This window comes from Pseudomonas sp. FJ2-5-13 (genome assembly GCF_029201605.1).
Classification (GTDB): Bacteria; Pseudomonadota; Gammaproteobacteria; order Pseudomonadales; family Pseudomonadaceae; genus Aquipseudomonas; species Aquipseudomonas lactis.
The window spans coordinates 2,659,481-2,679,018 of record NZ_CP104045.1 but is presented as its reverse complement, the minus strand read 5'-3'; the positions used below and the strand labels follow the sequence as shown (position 1 = coordinate 2,679,018).

Here is a 19,538-nt window from a genome sequence, read left to right as displayed (position 1 = left end):
GAAACCGGTTTCAGAGGTAAACAACAATGCATAAATACCCCGTCTCCATCAGCCTTTCCAGCTACGGCGCCGACCTGGTTCGCCAGCAGGGCCAATTGAGTTTTGTCGCGCTGCTGAGCGCCGCCGGTGCCCAGCGCATTGAATGGCGTGAAGAACTGCTCACCACCGAGCAACCGGCCGAGCTGGCCCTGGCCGCTGCAGAACAAGGCCTGGAATCAGTCTTTTCCTCGCCCTTGGAACTCTGGGTCGCCGGCCGTGCCCAGCCCAATGCCGAGCTGGCCGCTACCCTGGACCGCGCCCAGGCCTTTGGTTCGGGCTGGTTGAAAGTGTCCCTCGGTTACTTCACCGACACCAACGATCTGGAAAGTCTGCACGCCCTGCTCAACCGCCACCCAGTCAAGCTGCTGGTGGAAAACGACCAGACCCTGCACGGCGGGCGCATAGAGCCGATGCAACGGTTTTTCACCGAAGTCGATCGCCTGGGCCTGCCGGTGAAAATGACCTTCGACATCGGCAACTGGCAGTGGCAAGACCAATCCGCGCTCACCGCTGCGCGGTTGCTGGGCCGGCATGTGGATTACCTGCACTGCAAGGCTGTGGCCCGCCGCGCCGACGGCAAGCTGGTGGCCTTGCCGCCGGGCGCCACCGACCTGCATCTGTGGGAACAACTGCTTAAACACATGACTCAAGGTATTACCCGGGCGGTGGAATTTCCATTGCAAGGCGATGACCTGATCGAAGTCACCGCACAACAGGTCGCGACCCTGGCCCGCCTTGGCCAACCCCATGTGGAGAACGCCCATGTCTGAGATCGATATCCTCTCGTTTGGCGAAACCATGGCGATGTTTGTCGCCGAACAGACCGGCGACCTGGCCCAGGTCGGGCAGTTTCACAAACGCATTGCCGGCGCCGACAGCAACGTCGCCATCGGGCTGTCGCGCCTGGGGTTCAACGTGGCTTGGCTGAGCCGCGTGGGTAACGACTCCCTCGGGCGTTTTGTGGTCGACACCCTGAGCAAAGAGGGGCTCGATTGCCGCCATGTGGCCGTCGACCCGCTGCACCCTACCGGCTTTCAACTCAAGTCCCGTGAAGAGGCCGGCGCAGACCCTCAAGTGGAGTACTTTCGCAAAGGCTCGGCCGCCAGCCACTTGTGCATCGATGCCATCCACCCAACGCTCTTGCAAGCCCGCCATCTGCACGCCACCGGCATTCCGCCAGCGCTATCCGATGCCACCCGCGCACTGTCGTTCGAGCTGATGACGCAAATGCGCAAGGCCGGGCGCAGCGTGTCGTTCGACCCGAACCTGCGCCCGTCCCTGTGGGCCAGCCAGGCGCAGATGATCCGCGAAATCAATGCCCTCGCCGCTCTGGCCGACTGGGTGTTGCCGGGCCTGGGCGAAGGTCGCCTGCTCACCGGGTTCGACGACCCGCAAGACATCGCCGCGTTCTATCTCGACCAGGGCGCCGAAGCCGTGGCAATCAAGCTCGGCCCCGAGGGCGCCTATTACCGCACCCATATGGACCAGGGTTTTGTCGCCGCCGTACCGGTGGCCAAGGTGGTGGATACGGTCGGTGCCGGCGATGGCTTTGCCGTGGGCATGATCAGCGCCCTGCTGGAAAACTCAAGCTTCCCCGAGGCCGTGCAGCGCGGCAACTGGATCGGCAGCCGCGCCGTGCAGAGCCGTGGCGATATGGAGGGTTTGCCGACCCGCGCTGAATTACCCACCCGATCCGTTGCGTGACCCATTACCTGTTGCCACAACTACAACAAGCTCAGGAGCAACCCCATGGAAACCGTGAAACTCGCCACCCGCCGTTGGTGGTACATCATGCCTATCGTGTTTATCACCTACAGCCTGGCCTACCTGGACCGCGCCAACTACGGCTTCGCCGCCGCGTCCGGCATGGCCGAAGACCTGATGATCACGCCGGGCATGTCTTCGCTGCTCGGTGCGCTGTTCTTCCTTGGCTACTTTTTCTTCCAGGTGCCAGGGGCGATCTACGCGCAAAAGCGCAGCGTCAAGAAACTGATCTTCGTCAGCCTGATCCTCTGGGGCGGCTTGGCCACGCTGACTGGCGTGGTGTCCAACGCCTACATGCTGATCGTCATCCGCTTCATGCTCGGGGTGGTCGAGGCCGCCGTGATGCCGGCCATGCTGGTGTACCTGTGTCACTGGTTCACCCGTGCCGAACGCTCGCGGGCCAACACCTTCCTGATCCTCGGCAACCCGGTGACCATGCTGTGGATGTCGGTGGTCTCGGGCTATCTGGTGCAGCATTTCAGCTGGCGCTGGATGTTTATCATCGAGGGCCTGCCGGCAGTGTTGTGGGCGTTTATCTGGTGGAAGCTGGCCGATGAGCGTCCTAAGGATGCCACGTGGCTGAGCGACGCCGAAAAGCACAGCCTGGAAACCGCCCTCGCCGCCGAGCAGGTGGGAATCAAGGCCGTGAAGAACTACGCCGAAGCGTTCCGTTCGCCCAAGGTGATCATTCTGGCGCTGCAGTTCTTTTGCTGGAGCATTGGCGTGTACGGTTTCGTGCTGTGGCTGCCATCGATCCTCAAGGCCGGTTTGCAGATGGACATGGTCGAAGCCGGCTGGCTCTCGGCGCTGCCTTACCTGGCGGCGGTGATCGGCATGCTCGTGGTGTCCTGGGGTTCGGACAAGCTGCAAAAACGTAAGCGTTTTGTCTGGCCGCCGCTGTTGATTGCGTCGATTGCCTTCTACGCGTCCTACGTGTTGGGCGCCGAACACTTCTGGTGGTCCTACACCTTGCTGGTGATCGCCGGGGCGTGCATGTATGCACCCTACGGCCCGTTTTTCGCCATCGTCCCGGAAATCCTGCCGGCCAACGTCGCCGGTGGCGCCATGGCGCTGATCAACAGCATGGGCGCCCTGGGCTCGTTCGGCGGCTCGTACCTGGTGGGTTACCTCAACAGCAGCACCGGCTCGCCCGGCGCTTCTTATCTGCTGATGAGCGGCGCGCTGCTGCTTTCCGTGGTGCTGACGATTTTCCTCAAGCCCGGCGCCAGTGACCGCTCGCCGGCGCCAACCCTGGAATTGAAGGTAAAAACCTCATGAAAAAGTCTGTCGTGCTGTACAAAAAACTCTCCGCCCCGCTCATGGCTCGTCTGCATGAGCAGGTCGACGTCACGCTGATTGACGCACTGGATGAAACCGGCCTGGCCAAGCTGCGCGATGCCCTGCCCACCGCCCATGGCCTGCTGGGTGCAAGCCTGCGCCTGGACGCACGGCTACTCGATCTGGCGCCCCAGCTGGAAGCCGTGGCCAGCGTCTCGGTGGGCGTCGACAATTACGATATCGACTACCTGACCGAGCGCTGCATCCTGCTGAGCAACACTCCGGATGTGCTTACCGAAACCACCGCCGACACCGGTTTTGCGCTGATCCTGGCCACCGCCCGGCGTGTGGTCGAGCTGGCTGACATGGTGCGTGCCGGCCAGTGGAACAAAAATATCGGCCCGGCGCATTTTGGCAGCGATGTCCATGGCAAGACCCTGGGCATCATCGGCATGGGCCGCATCGGCGAAGCCCTGGCCCAGCGTGGGCATTTTGGCTTTGGCATGCCGGTGATCTACCACAGTCACTCGCCCAAGCCGGCGGTTGAGGCACGCTTTGGGGCGCAGTACCGCAGCTTGCAGGCCTTGCTTAAAGAGGCGGATTTTGTCTGCCTGACATTACCGTTGACCGCTGAAACCGAGAAGTTGATTGGCGCCGAGGAATTCGCGCTGATGGGGCCAGAGACGATCTTTATCAATATCTCGCGAGGCAAGGTGGTGGATGAGGCGGCGCTGGTGCAAGCGTTGCAGCAACGCACTATCCGCGCGGCGGGGTTGGATGTGTTTGAGAAAGAGCCGCTGGATCATGCGTCGCCGTTGTTGCGGTTGAATAATGTGGTAGCCACGCCGCATATTGGCTCGGCGACCCATGAGACGCGGGAGGCGATGGCTAAGTGTGCGGTGGATAATCTGCTGGCCGCACTGGCTGGCGAAAAGCCGGTAAACCTGGTGAATCCAGGGGCATGGAGGCACTGATACAACACAAGAGCAAATGTGGGAGCGGGCTCGCCTGCGAAGACGGCCTGACAGCCGACACCAATCTACCTGACACCCCGCAATCAAACTGTGGGAGCGGGCTTGCTCGCGAAGGCGGCCTCACAGTCAACACAGTTGGATTGTGTGCATATCCATTGCTGCGGTAACGGCCACTTAGGGTTCCGCTCTGACAGCGGGTCACTTTTGGAAAAGAGCCCCAAAAGTAACCAAAAGGGCTCTTGCCCCACCACTCGGCACCTCGCTTAGGCTCGGTGTGCCCGTAATCCGCCAGTGATTTGGGGGGCCGCCGCCACGCGCCATCCATGGCGCGGAGCGGCTAAACCGGCATCCCTGCCGGTTTACCCCCCAAATCCCTGTCGAATTCCGGCCAGCGTGGTTTGACGGGGCGCTTGAGATCAAAAGCAGATCAAGATCAAGAGCGGCTCGCTTCGCATCGTGGTTACCGTTGAGCGCTACAGATACCTATGCTGCGATAACGGTAAGTGCTGACTGTTCGTTTGCTATCGCAGGCAAGCCAGCTCCCACAGGTTTTTGTGGCAGCTGTTAGACGACGAACCTGGCCACCATCCCATTCAAATCCACCGCCAGCCTCGACAGTTCATGGCTGGCCGCGCTGGTCTGGTTGGCGCCTGCCGCCGACTGAGTGGCCAGGTCGCGGATGTTGACCAGGTTGCGGTCCACCTCGCGGGAGACCTGGGCCTGTTCTTCCGATGCGCTGGCAATCACCAGATTGCGTTCGTTGATCAGGCTGATGGACGCCGTGATCTGCTCCAGTGAGGCGCCGGCTGCGCGCGCCATTTCCAGGGTGGTCTGGCTGCGCTGGTTGCTTTGTTGCATGGACTGCACCGCCTCCCCGGTGCCGTTCTGGATGCCGGCGACCATTTTTTCGATTTCCTGGGTCGACTGCGCGGTGCGATGGGCCAGGGCGCGCACTTCATCGGCGACCACCGCAAAGCCACGTCCGGCCTCGCCGGCACGGGCGGCTTCAATCGCTGCGTTAAGCGCCAGCAGGTTGGTTTGCTCGGCAATCGCGCGGATCACATCCAGTACCTTGCCGATATCCCGGCCCTGGGCGGCCAGGCCCTCGATCATCGCGGAGGTGTTCTGCACGTCCTGGGTCATGGTCTGGATCGCGCCGACGGTTTCCATCACCCGATCACGGCCTTCCCGCGCCGCCTGGTTGGACTGCCCCGACGCCTCGGAGGTGGAAACCGCGTTACGCGCCACTTCCTCCACTGCCGCCGTCATCTCATTGACAGCCGTGGCGGCCTGGTCGATTTCATTGTTCTGCTGTTGCAGGCCACGGGAGGCCTCTTCGGTGACCGCGCTCAATTCTTCCGCCGCCGAAGCCAGTTGCGTGGCCGAACCGGCGATGTGCTGGATGGTCTGGCGCAGGCTGGCTTGCATGGTCGACAGCGCACTGAGCAACCGCGCCGGTTCGTCCTTGCCATCATCCTCGATGGTTTTGCTCAGGTTGCCGGCGGCGATGGTTTCGGCCACTTCCACGGCCTTGCGCAGCGGGGTCACGATGCTGCGGGTCAGCAACCAGGCCAGTAGCACGGTGAGCAACGCCGCCACTACAGAGACCGCTACCACACCGGTGATCGCGCCCTCATAGCTTTGCCCGGCATCTACGTCGGCTTGCTTGGCGTCGGCCGCATTGATGGCGATCAGCTTGTTCAATTGCTCGCCCATCTGATCAGTGCCGTCCTTGATGCGGCTGTTAATCAGTGCGCGCATCTCGTCGACCTTGCCTTGTTTGGACAATGCCACCATCTCGGCCTGAGCTTTGAGGTAGTTGTCCAGGGTGACGCCAAAGGCCTTGTACAGCGCTGCCTCCTCCGCGCCCGCAGGCAGCGTGGCGTAGGCGGCCTGGGCGGTCTTGACCTTGTCAGCCAGCACGCCAATGCGTGTCTCGGCTTCCTGCAAGGCGGCAGGCTCGCGGTTGACCAGCACGCGAAACGACAGAATGCGCATGCGCAGCACGTTTTCGGTGATGGTGCCCAGGTGAGTCATGCTGGGCAGTTGGTTGGCGCTCATGTCCTGGGAGGATTGGCGCATTTGCGTCATACGGTTGACCGCAAACACGCCCAGCAGCACCACCAGAACCGCAATGAAGGCAAAACCGATAAACGCGCGAGGGGCAATATTCAGGTGACGGAGGGACATAGGGCTGCTCTCAGAAGTAGTGTTTGCGTGCATCCTTGCCGCGAAACGATCCGTCAGCGTCAACGCGCTGCCCAGACCTTGGTCACCACTGTTGTCGTTGTAGTGTGGGCCTATGCTTGATATCGGCTGGGCCACGGCTTTGGCACAGGGTATTTATAAATATTTTTTTACACTTCAGGCGCCTTGCACTTTCTGGCATCCTGCGCCTCCATTTTCTGACCCGAGCCATCATTTTGTCTGACGCTCAAGCCCCCCGCCCGCGCTATAAATCCGACCTCATGTACGGCCTCGAAGACCGCCCGCACTTCACCGCCGCGATTTTTGCCGCGTTGCAGCATGTGTTGGCGAGTTTTGTCGGCATCATCACGCCCACCCTGATCGTCGGCGGCGTATTGGGGCTGGAAAGCGAAGTGCCGTACCTGGTGAGCATGGCGCTGTTTGTCTCGGGGCTTGGCACCTTTGTGCAGGCGCGCACTTTCGGGCCGGTGGGTTCAGGGCTGTTGTGCCTGCAAGGCACCAGTTTTTCCTTCATCAGCGTGATTTTGAGCGCTGGGTTCATGGTCAAGGCCCGGGGCGGCGGCACCGATGAAATCCTCTCGACGATCTTTGGCATCTGCTTTTTCGCGGCGTTTATCGAAGTGGTGCTCAGCCAGTTCATCGGTAAACTGCGCAAACTGATCACCCCGGTGGTGACCGGCACCATCATCACTTTGATGGGCTTGTCACTGATCAAGGTGGCCGTCACCGACATGGCTGGCGGCTATGGCGCCAGCGACCTGGGCGCGGCGGGCAACATGGGCCTGGCGGCGTTGGTGCTGCTGACCATCGTGGTGCTCAACCGCTTCAACAACCCGTTCCTGCGCCTGGGTTCGATCGTGATCGGCCTGACCCTGGGCTTTGTAGTCGCGTGGCTGCTGGGCCGCGTCGACATGGCCGCCCTGCCCCAGGTGCCGCTGATCAGCGTGCCCGTGCCGTTCAAGTACGGTTTCTCGTTCGACTGGGTGGCGTTTATCCCGGTGGCGGTAATCTTCCTGATTTCGCCCCTGGAAGCAGCCGGCGACCTGACCGCCAACTCGATGATTTCCCAGCAACCGGTCAAGGGCCCGCTGTATATCAAGCGTATCAAGTCCGGCCTGCTAGCCGACGGCCTCAACTCCGCGATGGCCGCCACCTTCAACAGCCTGCCGATGGTGACCTTTGCCCAGAACAACGGCGTGATCCAATTGACCGGCGTGGCCAGCCGCTACGTGGCGTACTTCATTGCTGGCCTGCTGGTGCTGCTGGGGTTGTTTCCGATGATCGGCGCGGTGTTGCAACTGATGCCCAAGCCCGTATTGGGCGGCGCGACCCTGATCATGTTCGGCACCGTGGCCGTGGCCGGGATCAAGATCCTCGCTGAAGCGGGCCTGCATCGGCGTAATGTGCTGATCGTGGCGATTTCCCTAGGCATGGGCCTGGGCGTCGCCGCGGTGCCGGAAGTGCTGCGCGAGCTGCCCAAGGCGCTGCACAACATCTTCGAATCACCGATCACCGTGGGTGCATTCTGTGCAATCTTGCTGAACATTTTCCTGCCCGAAGAGTTCATAGAGCTGGAAGAAGATGAATTCGAGCCGGAGTCCTCTACCCTCAAGGTCATGCAGGACCCGGACGTCACCCAAAAGTAGGAGCATTTCTTTATGCGCAAGCTCATGGTTCTATCGCTGTTGCTGCTGACCTTGAGCGCCTGCGCACTGTTCCCCAACCGCGACCCGGTGAACATCAATGTGGTGGGCATCGAGCCGCTGCAAAGCCAGGACCTGGAAGTACGCTTTGCCGTGAAGCTGCGGGTGCAGAACCCCAATGAAGCGGCAATCGACTACAACGGCGTGGCCCTGGACCTGGAGGTCAATGGCCGGCCACTCGCTTCTGGCGTCAGCGATCAGGCTGGCAGCATCCCCCGCTTCTCCGAGACCGTGTTGATGGTGCCAGTCAGCGTTTCAGCGTTTTCGGTGTTGCGCCAGACCCTGGGCCTGAGCCAGACCCAAAGCCTGAACAACCTGCCCTACGTGCTGCGCGGCAAACTGGCGGGTGGCCTGTTTGGCACCATGCGTTTTGTGGAACGTGGCACCTTGGACTTGCCTAACACCGCCACTTGGTAAGTGGCTGAAAACCAAATCCCCCGAACACTCAAGATCAAATGTGGGAGCTGGCTTGCCTGCGATGGCCATAGGTATCTATACAACTGTGCAGTTCGCCGCACCCACCGGTAACCACGATGCGAAGCGAGTCGCTCTTGCTCTTGATCTGCTTTTGATCTTGATCTCAGGCGCCCCGTTAAACCACGCTGGCCGGAATTCGACAGGGATTTGGGGGGTAAACCGGCAGGGATGCCGGTTTAGCCGCCCCGCGCCATGGATGGCGCGTGGCGGCGGCCCCCCAAATCACTGGCGGATTACGGGCACACCGAGCCTAAGCGAGGTGCCGAGTGGTGGGGCAAGAGCGTTTTGCTTACTTTTGCGCTTCTCAAAAGTGAGCCGCCGTCAGGGCGGAACCCTAAGTGGCCGTTACCTAAATAACGGATATGTACCCGGTCCAACTGTGTTGACTGTGAGGCCGTCTTCGCAGGCAAGCCAGCTCCCACAGTTGGATCGTGGGGTGTCAGGTAGATAGGCGTCGGCTGTCAGGCCGCCATAGCAGGCAAGCCACAGGTTGATTGCGTTCAGTCAGTGATATAGCGAACGCCTGGCTTGGCGCGCTCGTCCACCACCAATTCAAAAATATCCGGCCGGGCGTAATGCCCCACTACGTCATAGTCGTACCGTGCCCGCACCAGATCATCGGTATTGATCTGCGCCGTCAACAACCCCGCCTCGCCCACCAACGGCCCCGCCAAAATATCGCCCATGGGCCCGACAATCACGCTGCCACCGGCAATCAACGGACGGTCCGCCGGCCAGTTGGCAACCTCCACACCCAGAGCTTCGGGCGATGCCTGCACCTGGCAGGCGCTGACCACAAAGCAACGCCCTTCATGGGCGATATGGCGCATGCTCACCTGCCACATCTCGCGCTCGTCCACGGTGGGCGCACACCACACCTGAACGCCCTTGGCGTACATCGCGGTGCGCAGCAACGGCATCATGTTTTCCCAGCACACCGCGCCGCCGATACGCCCCACCGCGGTATCGATCACCGGCAGTGTGGAGCCGTCGCCCTTGCCCCAGATCAGCCGCTCGGTGCCGGTCGGCATCAGTTTGCGGTGCTTGGCCACCAGGCCGCCCGAGGGTTCGAAATACAACACAGTGCAATACAGCGTGCTGCCACTGCGTTCGATCACGCCCAGCACCAGGCTGGCACCGGTACGCGCCGACAACCCGGCCAGCGCCTCGGTCTCGGCACCCGGCACGTCGATGGCATTGGCAAAATACCGCGCAAAGGCTTCCCGGCCTTCGGGCAGGCGATAACCCAATTGGGTGCCAAAGCTTTCGCCCTTGGGATAGCCACCCAGCAACGCCTCGGGCATGACCACCAAGTACGCGCCACTGCGCTGGATTTGCTCCTCATAGGCCAGAATCTGCGCCAGGGTGTCAGCCTTGCCGCCAGGCAAGGCGCCGATTTGCAGGGCTGCGACAGTCGATACAGGCATCAGGCTCACTCCGATAGATAAGGGTTGCCCATTCTCCGGCCAGACTCGATCATGAATAAAGCCCACCTCAGTGCTAAATGATATGAGCCAGATGAATATCGCCCAGGTTGACCTGAACCTGCTCAAAACCTTCGAAGCCCTGCACGACGAATCCAGTGCCAGCCGTGCGGCGCTGCGCCTGGGCGTGACGCAGTCGGCGATCAGCGCCGGCTTGCGGCGCTTGCGTGAGCTGTACGGCGACCCTTTGTTCGTGCGCACCGGCCGCGGCCTGGCGCCGACGTTGCGGGCCAACCAGTTGAAACCGGTGATCAGTGAGGCATTGGATCGCTGCCGCCAGAGCCTGGCGATGATCAGCCCGCAAAACCTGCACTACGAGGGGCGCTCGGTGGTGCTGGGGCTGTCGGATGACTTTGAGATTGCCTATGGCCGAAGCCTGATGGAGGCCATCGCAGTGCGCCTGCCCAAGCTACGGGTGATCTTTCGCCAGACCTACAGCCAGATTGTCGCCGCCGCTCTGCTCGACCGCACGCTGGACCTGGCCATTACCGCCGGCGGTTTTACCGAGCGCAGGTTGAGCCGACAGGTGCTGGGGGAAGGTGACTACCGTTGCCTGGTAGACCCCCATAGCCTGGCGCCGGGCCAGGAGGCCATCGACCTGCACGGGTTTGTCACACGCGAGCATGTACTGGTGTCGTCAGGCGGGTTTATCGGCATTACCGATGAAGGCTTGGCGGCGCACGGGCTGCGCCGCCACGTGTGCGCGTCCACCAGCCACTTTGCCGCGCTGCCGTATCTGCTCAAAGGCAGCACCGCAGTGGCAACCATTCCCGGGCATGCGGCCCACGCCATTGCGCAAATGACCGGCTTACGCGTGCTGCCCTGCCCGCTGGCACTACCGCATTACCCGGTGGAGTTGGGCTGGCGTACCCAGGCTCAGTTGGACCCGCTGTTGCTCAAGGTGCGCGAAGCGATTGTGGCGTGCTTTACTTCGCCGCCGCCATCAGCTTGTTGACTTCACTGCGCACCATGTTGGAAAACTCCGGCGGCGACATGCCGTCGAGTTCGGCACGCACCCATTCGGCCCATTTGCCCTTGCGCTTGGCGCGCTCACCGAACAAGCGCGCGGCTTCGCCCTTGGCCTTGCCCAGGTTGGTTTGCCACAGGTCGTAGAGGCGCGACTTTTCATCTTCCAGCTCGGCGCGTTCGGCGAGGGTCTTGTTGGCGAGATTGAAGCTCATGTTGAATTACCTGCTGCACAAATAGGTGACATCTTACACTGTAGGCCCAACGTTCCCGATCGGGATTTTGCCTCGGATGAGCGCGTGGGGAAAAAAACTGCAACTTTTGCCACCCCCCGATACTCCATTGTTCACTGCCACATCCACCTGCAAGGAGTCACTCAATGGCCCGCAAAACCGCCGCCCAAGCTGTCGAAGATCAAATCAAGGACCAAGCGTTCAGCGAACTGAGCGCGTTGATCGAAGAATCGGACAAACTGCTCAAAAGCAGCGCATCCCTGGTGGGCGAGGAAGGTGAAACCCTGCGCGAGCAGGTCGCCATCAAACTCAAGCAAGCCCTGGAATCGGTGTCCAACGTGCGCGAACGCAGCAAGCCGGTAGTGGATGCCACCGAGACTTATATCGGTGGGCACCCATGGCAGACCGTGGCCATTTCCGCAGGCTTTGGCCTGGTGGTCGGCCTGTTGCTGGGTCGCCGTAACTGATGCATCCAGGCTGCGCACCCGCGCAGCCTGTTTCACCCCGCTGCCAACGCCCTCAACTCGCGCAACGCCTGCGCATCCAGCTCTACTCCGCTTTCCTGCGACTTCGCCCGCGTACGATGGCGTCGATCCCCCGGCAAGCGCCGCAGCCCCGCCGCATGCATCTGCCGCACCAGCTCCTGGCTGCGCTGGGCGAAGCTTTGCCCTGCGGTTTTACTGGGGTCGATCACGATCAATAGTTGGCCCGTCCAGGGCGTGCGCGCGCCAGGGTGGTCCGTCCAATCGAACTCGAACGAGAAGTTGCCGCCCGTCAGCGCGGCCGCCAGCAACTCCACCATCATCGACAGTGCCGAGCCCTTGTGCCCGCCAAACGGCAACAGTGCGCCGCCTTCCAGAATAGCTTTAGGGTCCTGGGTCGGCTGCCCCAGGCTATCGACGCCCATGCCTGCCGGCAGGCGCTCGCCTTTGCGCGCGGCGATCTGCACATCGCCATGGGCGATGGCGCTGGTGGCCAGGTCGAACACAATCGGCGCGCCGTCGGCCCGTGGCGCCGCGAACGCGATGGGGTTGGTGCCGAACAATGGGCGATCCGCGCCGTGGGGCACCACACAGGTCATGCTGTTGACCACACTGAGTGCCACCAGCCCCTCCTCGGCAAACGGCTCGACGTCCGGCCACAGGGCCGCAAAGTGATGGGAGTTATGGATGGCCAGCAACGCGATGCCGGCGCTGCGAGCCTTCTCCACCAGCAGCGGGCGCGCCGCCGCCAGGGCCGGTTGAGCAAAACCGTTGCCGGCGTCGACGCTCACACAGCCTGAGGCCACATCGGTCACGCTGGGGACGGCCGTGCCGTTGACCCAGCCACTGGCCAGCGTCGACAGGTAACCGGGGATGCGAAAAATACCGTGGCTATGGGCACCGTCACGCTCGGCGCTGGCGCAGTTGTGCGCAAGAATCGCAGCAACCTGCGGCGACGTGCCGTGCCTGACGAAGACCTGTTGAAGCAACTCCACCAGTTCGGCGAAGCGGATCGAGGCGCAAGCGGGGGCAACTGTCGGGGACCGCGCAGACATTTGAAGCTCCGTTTTTATGATTGGAAGGGGCAACGAATGGAACATCCAGACCCTCGATTAAACACCACGCACGCTCTGCGCTGTCAACGTGCGCAACGCTGATTATTTACCGCCTTGCGTCACGGGCGCTTGCCTACCCTGTGCTTTTCCTGGCACGCCGGAGACAGGCTGTGATCCGTTTAACGCCCCCGTATTTTTTCGCCGAGTTTCTCAAACCCCAAGGCAAAGCCTCGCCCACCGCCCGTGAACGCACGCTGGGGCTCACCGCCAAAGACCGTGAATGGCTGTACAACCTCTACCTGGCCACCGACGAATCTCGGCAGGACACACGCCGGCATGATCACCCCATGCGCGTTGAAAAGGTGCTGATCAATATTTCCGGCAAGCCCCCCATCCCCCTTGCCGGCGCGTTCGCGATCAGCCCGACACCCGACGACGCCAAGGCGTTGCTCTACACCCCGGATAACGGCATCCAGGTCTATGACAGCCATGCTGAACTGCTGAGCGAATTGACCGAGCAATTGGAAGACCCACTGCAGAGCGCCCCTTTGCTCAACTACCTGTCGACGGATCAACGCAACTCGCTGGGCGCTGACACGCCCATGGTGCTGACCACTCAGATCATCGAAGGTGACGTGATGCCAGAGCAAGGGCGCATGCTGCAGGCCTGCCAGTTGGATAATGTCAAAGCCATGCTCGGCCACCTGCAAAAAACCCCGACCTTGCCTGACATGCTCGATACGCTGCTGAGCATCATGGGCCACCAGCAGTTCAAACATCTGGACCTACGGGACACACGGGTCAATGTCTTTACCCGCGAGGCTGAGCAGGCAACGCCACGCTGGGTCAAGGTGCTGACCTTGAGCGAAGCGCTGCTGCAATTTTATGTGCGCCATGGGTGGCCCGAAGGGCAAACCCGCGAATACGCGAACCCAAAACATGACACCACTGACCTGACCACCGCCGAACGGGAAGAAGATCGCCAACGCTGGGAAGCCTTGATCGAACAGAGCTCAAGCATTTTTTCGAAGCTCTTGGAAAGCCTGCTGCAGACCTACTGGAATGAAGATATCGACAGCGGCACCTCCCGCGTGGATTTTTTTGCCCAGGTCATGGCGCAGAAGTTTCGCCTCGATGTGCTGCTCAAACGCCAGAGCGACATTATCACCGCCGATGAAAGTGACGCACTTCAGGCTCTGTTCCTCAGCGATCAAAGTGCCCGCAGTGCCCATGCCGAAAACCTCAATGTGGAAAAGGTGCGCCTTTATGCGCCCCATCAACACTACGTTGAGCCGGCGAGCACCTTGATGATCACCCAGCGCCACGCGTACCTCTACACCCAATCACGGGGGTTACAGGTGCTGGAAAACCTCGATGACCTCAAAGACCGGTTGTTGAGCATGCTTAAGGCCCAAGGTTACGAGGACGAATGGCTCAACGCGCTCTCACTGGATGAGCGCGACACGCTGCTCGGCCTGCACCCGATCGCTATCGCGGCAAGGCCGATTCCCGGCAATGTGTTTGTAACCCTGGTGCAAGACATTGTGCGCAAGCAAACGGACAACCTTAACCATGCCCTGGCAATCTACCGACGCAGCGATGGCCAAGTGGACCTGGCGGCCCTGCTCGACAGCGCCCTGGATGTGCGTGCCCTGCTGGACAGTCAACTGGCCACGCTGGAGACCGCCGGGCGCTGGACCTTGCATCCGGTCACCCGCGGCGATGGCCGCCCTTCGACGGTCAAGGCCGAGCGTGCCCGGCTCCAGCTCCAGAGCCTGCAGGCGGTGGAGCACGCACTGGCGCTGGAGCGCGCGAGCCATCCGACGTTACGCAGCACCATCGCTGATACGCTCAACGCCGAACTGAAACTGCAGCAACAGGCCGTCAAGGCCAGCGAGGTGTATATCAACACCTACGCCACCCGTGCCCAGGAGCGTGAGGAACGCACGCCAGTGCAGTCATTGAGCATGCTTGAACACTTCATTGAACGCCTGGCCCAAGAGGCGCCCGCAGTGCCCTTTTCATCCCGGACGAAGTTTTATACCAAGGGCGAAGGCAATGTCTTCATGCAGTTGTCGAGCATGACGCTCAAAACGTTCAACACCATCATCGAGCGCGTCCTGCTGCTGTTCTCCAAGCACGCCATACGCCAGCAACCCCATGATTTTCTCGTCAAGACTCTCGCCAAACACGCCCACTCGATGCTGGTGGGGTTACGCAGCGAAGCCGAGCTGAGGTGGCTGGATAAAACCCTGGCGCCCGCCAGCAAGGCCATTGTTGACACGCTACTTCAGCCCGAGAGTCTGTCGCGCTTGACCCGCCATGGCCTTAACGGGTTTTTGCCGGATGCCTATGGCTTGACGCTGGACTTGAACGCCGTCGATACGCCACAACCGCTGGCCAATATTTTTGTCATCACTGAGCGCGGCGGTCTCGACCCGCAGCGCTCGGGCCAGGCGCTGCTCTGGACCCCGCGCCTGGGCTACGAAGTCTTTGCCTCGGTCAGCGCCTTGCGCGATGAAATCACCCAACGCCTGGCGCACCCGCTCAACAGCTTGAGCCTGCTGGAGAACCTGCCGTTCTGCTTGCGCGAGCCCCATCAGGCCTTTCGCCAGGGGCCGCTGCAACGTATCGATCAGGACCTTTTGAATGACCGAGTAAACAGCTACAACGACGCGGTCATGGCGGGCGTTGATCACTTGCTATCCATGGGCCTTGGGGCCCGCGCCTTGCAAGACCGGTTGGACGCCGTCATCGAGCAGCCGCCGCCCACCAACCTTGGCAGGGCGATCACGCTGGCCGATGCCATGGTCAACCAGCAGGCACTGCCGGTGTGGCTCGGCATGGCGCCGCCTCAGGAGCAAATCCACCAGGCCGAGCTTCTGGAGCAGTACTGCAACAACGCCGGCGAGGAACACGACTACCTGCATGACATCCAACCCATCCGCGCGTACGCCTTAACCACGCTGACGGCGCTGCTTGAGGCGCGCTTTCCCGGCAAAGGGCTCAACCCCGATGACATCCTGATCCCCACCCATGCGGTGCTCGATGTGAATGTCGACAACCTGACCGACTTTGCCTTGCGGCACTGGCCAAACCTGACGGCGCAACACATCCGCCCGCGCTCACGCACCTCCAAGCCATTACCAAAAGCCCTGGACGCCAGTGCGGTGATACAAATGGTGCGACAGCTGGACCTCAAAAGTGCTTATCAACAGCGGGTGCGAAGCCAGCTTGAAACAAAAACCGACGATGCGCGCCAACGCAGACGCCTGTTTTGCCGCCAATTGCCTTGGCAAGCGTTGCAATGCGCCCACGAACACAGCTTGCAGGAACGCCTTTCCAACCAGGCGTTGAGCCTGGTGCAACAGATTTTCGATATGCCGGACGCCGTGGCCCGCGCCTCACTCAGTGGCGCCACGGCGATGATTCGACCGCTGGAACTGATCGCCACCGAAGGCGCCAGTACCGCCAAAGTGCTGGGCGTGTACCTGATCGGCCCGCAGAGCCCCGGCGATGGACCATGGGTGCTTTACGCGCCGTACAGCGAACAACATGTGTTCAAGGAATATACGGATGAAACGGCCCTGCTCGATGAGATACAAAGGCCGGGCGTACTGCAGGACTGGGTGCTTATGCACTTGGAAGATCCGCACCAGGCCACTTACCGCCACTTGCTCAAAGACAGTCGCCATCGCCCCTCCGATATCCGCCTGGCCGCATCGCCAGTGGCGGGCAATGTGCTGCATTACCTGTTCAGTGAAAATACATTGATGTTGCTCAAGGTGCTGGGCAGCCAATTCGAAGAAGGCGCCAAAACCTTGTGGGACCATGCGACCCGCTTGTTCGGCAAGGAAATCCCCACGGCGGTACAGTTCATGGCCGGCAAACTCGCCTACCCGCTGGTGGTATGGCGCAGCTACACCTTGTTCAAGCGCTCGGCCGAAGCCTTGCAACTGCACCAGTGGAAGGCTGCGCTCAAGGATTTCGTCAGGGGCGTGGCGCAGATGGCCGCCCTGCGCAGTGCGCTGGACGGCACCGCCCTTGCACCGCCCACCGAAAAGGAGCGCTCGCTGGCCGAGCTGACAGACACGTCACTGCCCGCCGCCGCCACCCTCGACACCTGGCATATCACCAGCCCTTCGCGCACCCGGCTGCAGCCGTTCGAGGCACAGGATGTGGCATTGCAAGACCTGAAAAAAAGCACGCTCAGCCAGGTGTATGAAGACCGCAAAGCCTCGAAATACTACGTGCCGCTGGCCGGCAAGGTGTATAGCGTCAAGAAAGCTGCACAACGCTGGCGCCTCGCCAACGACGAGCAGGTGGGGCCGTACATCGGTCGCAATACGCAGGGCATATGGGTACTGGAGCTGGGCGACCAAGAGCCGCGCTTCGGCAGGGCTCAGTCATACCTCAAGACATGGCGAAACGAAGCACGGGATATCAATATTGAAGCGGTGGGCATCCGCGATATCGGTGCGTTGACCTACTGGAAAGCCCAAGCCATCACCGAAGCGCTGAACTTTGCGACTTATTACGCGCTGAACTGCCGCCGCAACGTCGCGCAATTCGCCACACAACGCGACCCGAACAGCCGGGTTGGGCGCTTTTTGGGAGAAATGTTCGGTGTCGTCACCCTGACGCCGGACCAGGTTTCGAAAGTCACCAAAATAATCGACGAGATACTCAATGAGCTCACCGACCCCAGCTTGACCGGTCCAAATTCCATGCGTTTTGTGGTGGGCACCAGCCGACAGGATCCCGCATCGGATTATGCGTTCATGATTCCCGCCGACAGAGAGCGAAAACTGTATCTGCTGAGCCGCTTCTTCGACCCCAATCTGGACGTTTATCAGAACCGCTTGCTGGAGAATGTGGCCTTCAACATATCGACGCACGCCAGGGCCAGTACGCTGATTCACGAATTGTCGCACTTGAAGCTGGACACCGTAGACATCGCCTACCTGGACAGCATGCGGCCCTTCCCGGACTTGATCAATATCCAAAGGCCCGGCGCCGAAGTGCTTAAAACCACCCTGGAAGATCTGCGCAGCACGGCGTTATCGACGATGACGCCTGCAACCATGCTGTTCAAGACTCAAGACAGTCTCACCGAGCTGTGGGAGGATTTCCAGCCAGGCTCGGCAATTGAAAAGAAAATTTTCAAGGCGACGGGCGCCAAGACCTTGCAGGACGCAAGGGTCATCTTCATGTCGGTACCTGACAAACGCATTGACACCATCCTGGCCAATGCAGACTCAGTGACGTACCTGATCACCCACCTTGGGCGCTACCTGGAGCCGGGAGCCTGAGCGGCCCCCGGCAGGAACATCAGTCTTTCTGGTCACGCAGCACGTTGCCAGAAGCGCCATCGATGCGGGCTTCATATACGGTGCCATCGGATTTGCGGCCTTTGACTTCCCAATAGCCATTGTCATCGGCTTCAGCGGCGTAGACCTCGATGTAACCGGCCTTGGTTTTCGCCACTTCGATGGCTTTCTCAATGGTGATCCAGCCTGCACCCGGCTTGTCGGCCATGGCAGCGCCTGCGCTCAACAGCGCGGAAGTAGCACACAGGGCGATCAAGGTTTTCTTCAACATTTTCGTACTCCATAGTGGACGACAGGTTAATTCCTGATTTTTTAGGCGCACGCAAACAAGAATAAGTTCCAATTGATGTGCAATCGCCATGATGCGGTTCTCGCCGTCTGCCTTGGGAGGTTAGAATGTGGGAAATCAGGATGAGTTAATGAGCGAAAAGCCCCTTTCAGAAACCGAATATGACGCCATCACCGACGCCGCCGCGCATTGGTGCATGCGTCTGCATGCTGCAGATTGCACGCCGGGCGAACGTCAGGCTTTTACTCAATGGCACGATGCCCATCCGCTGCACGCTTTCGAATATGCGGCCATGCTTGAGATCTGGGACGTGGCCGATCATCTGCCTCGCGAAAAGCCTGACGCGGTGGTGGTGCCCCTCAAGAAGCCGCGCAACCGCCTGCGTACCTACGCGGTAGCCGCAGCGGTGTGCCTGGCGGCATTGCCGCTTGCCGCCTTCACCGGCTGGGAAGCAGGCTGGTTGCCCAGCTCTTATGAACGCTTCGAAGCCGCCAATGGCTTGAAAAAAGTCACCCTTGGCGACGGCAGCCAGGTGGAGTTGAACCTGGGCACCGAGTTGGTCTACAGCCATTACAAGAACCAGCGCCGGGTCACCTTGAAAAAGGGCGAAGCGTTCTTCAAGGTCGCCCACGACCGCGATCACCCATTTATCGTGCGGACCGGCGAAGGCCAGGTGCGAGTGACCGGCACGCAGTTCAATGTCTGGGAATATGAAGACCAGGTGCGGGTGATGTTACTGGAGGGCTCGGTGCAGGTCTCCAGCGACAGCGAACACGCCAGCGTGCCGCTGAGCCCAGGCATGCAAGCCAGTTTCCGTCAGGGTGACGCCACCCCGCTAGTCGCCGCCATTAATCCCGATGACACCGCGCTGGCGTGGCGCCAGGGCAAACTGGTGCTTGACAACCTGACCCTGACGGACGCCCTGCCCCTGATCAACCGCTACCTGAAAAAGCCGGTGATGCTCGCCGACGCCAGTACTGGCGCGATTCGCATCGGCGGTATCTACAACATCAACGAGGTCAACAACCTCGTGCCCTCCCTGCCCAAGGTGTTGCCGGTCTACCTGACCCAAAACCAGGACGGCAACCCTGTACTCAATTCCATTCCGCGTAAAACCCCCAAGGGCTGAGCCCGCTCGCACGAACGGGTACGTTTGGGCCGCGGGTGTCCATTTTTGAAACACCTCCCTCGCCTGCATCGCCCGCCGTGTGCGGATTCATGATTCTGTCACAGGCAGTGTTACATCGCTGAGACAG

General features: G+C 60.9%; 15 protein-coding genes. 10 read left to right on the top strand and 5 right to left on the bottom strand.

Annotated elements, in window-relative coordinates; translation table 11 throughout:
• Positions 1 to 26: 26 nt before the first annotated feature.
• Genes N2A98_RS11695 through N2A98_RS11680 form a run of 4 tightly spaced genes read left to right on the top strand, consistent with a single transcriptional unit; the run spans position 27 to position 4,055 of the window.
• Positions 27 to 809 (top strand): TIM barrel protein, encoded by a 783-nt coding sequence (locus tag N2A98_RS11695; RefSeq protein WP_078803200.1) that lies wholly within the window; start codon positions 27 to 29, stop codon positions 807 to 809.
• Positions 802 to 1,743 (top strand): sugar kinase, encoded by a 942-nt coding sequence (locus N2A98_RS11690; RefSeq protein WP_044273483.1) that lies wholly within the window; start codon positions 802 to 804, stop codon positions 1,741 to 1,743. Before N2A98_RS11695 ends, N2A98_RS11690 begins: the two co-directional genes overlap by 8 nt.
• A 45-nt stretch (positions 1,744 to 1,788) precedes the next feature.
• Positions 1,789 to 3,081: an MFS transporter gene (locus N2A98_RS11685; RefSeq protein WP_003190917.1), complete on the top strand. Its 1,293-nt coding sequence runs from the start codon at positions 1,789 to 1,791 to the stop codon at positions 3,079 to 3,081.
• On the top strand, positions 3,078 to 4,055 hold the full coding sequence (locus N2A98_RS11680) for an NAD(P)-dependent oxidoreductase (protein WP_078803203.1): 978 nt from the start codon (positions 3,078 to 3,080) through the stop codon (positions 4,053 to 4,055). Before N2A98_RS11685 ends, N2A98_RS11680 begins: the two co-directional genes overlap by 4 nt.
• Before the next feature lie 564 nt (positions 4,056 to 4,619).
• Here N2A98_RS11680 and N2A98_RS11675 read toward each other — a convergent pair.
• On the bottom strand, positions 4,620 to 6,245 hold the full coding sequence (locus N2A98_RS11675) for a methyl-accepting chemotaxis protein (RefSeq protein ID WP_044273476.1): 1,626 nt from the start codon (positions 6,243 to 6,245) through the stop codon (positions 4,620 to 4,622).
• Between the two features lie 233 nt (positions 6,246 to 6,478).
• Between N2A98_RS11675 and N2A98_RS11670 the strand changes: the two genes are divergently transcribed.
• Both N2A98_RS11670 and N2A98_RS11665 read left to right on the top strand, forming a co-directional pair.
• Entirely contained in the window at positions 6,479 to 7,909 is a 1,431-nt protein-coding gene (locus tag N2A98_RS11670; protein ID WP_032901653.1) for a nucleobase:cation symporter-2 family protein, read from the top strand.
• A 12-nt stretch (positions 7,910 to 7,921) separates the two neighbouring features.
• The gene (locus N2A98_RS11665; protein WP_003190908.1) at positions 7,922 to 8,383 is read left to right on the top strand and encodes an LEA type 2 family protein; all 462 of its coding nucleotides are present in this window, start codon (positions 7,922 to 7,924) and stop codon (positions 8,381 to 8,383) included.
• Positions 8,384 to 8,943: 560 nt separating this feature from the next.
• Here N2A98_RS11665 and N2A98_RS11660 read toward each other — a convergent pair.
• Positions 8,944 to 9,870: a carbon-nitrogen hydrolase family protein gene (locus tag N2A98_RS11660; RefSeq protein WP_275623461.1), complete on the bottom strand. Its 927-nt coding sequence runs from the start codon at positions 9,868 to 9,870 to the stop codon at positions 8,944 to 8,946.
• Positions 9,871 to 9,961: 91 nt separating this feature from the next.
• Between N2A98_RS11660 and N2A98_RS11655 the strand changes: the two genes are divergently transcribed.
• A complete protein-coding gene (locus N2A98_RS11655) occupies positions 9,962 to 10,882 on the top strand; it encodes a LysR family transcriptional regulator (RefSeq protein ID WP_125969969.1) in 921 nt (306 codons plus the stop codon).
• Here the strand turns inward: N2A98_RS11655 and N2A98_RS11650 are convergent.
• Complete coding sequence (locus N2A98_RS11650) at positions 10,854 to 11,108, bottom strand: hypothetical protein (protein WP_003190904.1); 255 nt, start codon at positions 11,106 to 11,108, stop codon at positions 10,854 to 10,856. The two genes, N2A98_RS11655 and N2A98_RS11650, sit on opposite strands and share 29 nt — an antisense overlap.
• A 164-nt stretch (positions 11,109 to 11,272) precedes the next feature.
• Between N2A98_RS11650 and N2A98_RS11645 the strand changes: the two genes are divergently transcribed.
• Positions 11,273 to 11,593 carry a DUF883 family protein gene (locus N2A98_RS11645; protein ID WP_019817806.1) on the top strand — a complete coding sequence of 107 codons (321 nt, stop codon included), beginning with the start codon at positions 11,273 to 11,275 and terminating at the stop codon, positions 11,591 to 11,593.
• Positions 11,594 to 11,625: 32 nt separating this feature from the next.
• On the opposite strand, the gene N2A98_RS11640 is transcribed toward N2A98_RS11645, so the two are convergent.
• Positions 11,626 to 12,663: an Ldh family oxidoreductase gene (locus N2A98_RS11640; RefSeq protein WP_275623460.1), complete on the bottom strand. Its 1,038-nt coding sequence runs from the start codon at positions 12,661 to 12,663 to the stop codon at positions 11,626 to 11,628.
• Between the two features lie 170 nt (positions 12,664 to 12,833).
• On the opposite strand from N2A98_RS11640, the gene N2A98_RS11635 reads away from it, so the two are divergent.
• Positions 12,834 to 17,975, top strand: a complete 5,142-nt coding sequence (locus N2A98_RS11635; RefSeq protein ID WP_275623459.1) for a DUF6543 domain-containing protein — start codon at positions 12,834 to 12,836, stop codon at positions 17,973 to 17,975.
• 19 nt (positions 17,976 to 17,994) lie between these two features.
• Here N2A98_RS11635 and N2A98_RS11630 read toward each other — a convergent pair whose 3' ends face one another.
• Positions 17,995 to 18,264, bottom strand: coding sequence for a PepSY domain-containing protein (locus N2A98_RS11630; RefSeq protein WP_044273472.1), 270 nt, complete (start codon positions 18,262 to 18,264; stop codon positions 17,995 to 17,997).
• A 148-nt stretch (positions 18,265 to 18,412) separates the two neighbouring features.
• On the opposite strand from N2A98_RS11630, the gene N2A98_RS11625 reads away from it, so the two are divergent.
• The gene (locus N2A98_RS11625; RefSeq protein ID WP_125969967.1) at positions 18,413 to 19,411 is read left to right on the top strand and encodes a FecR family protein; all 999 of its coding nucleotides are present in this window, start codon (positions 18,413 to 18,415) and stop codon (positions 19,409 to 19,411) included.
• Positions 19,412 to 19,538: the final 127 nt, after the last annotated feature.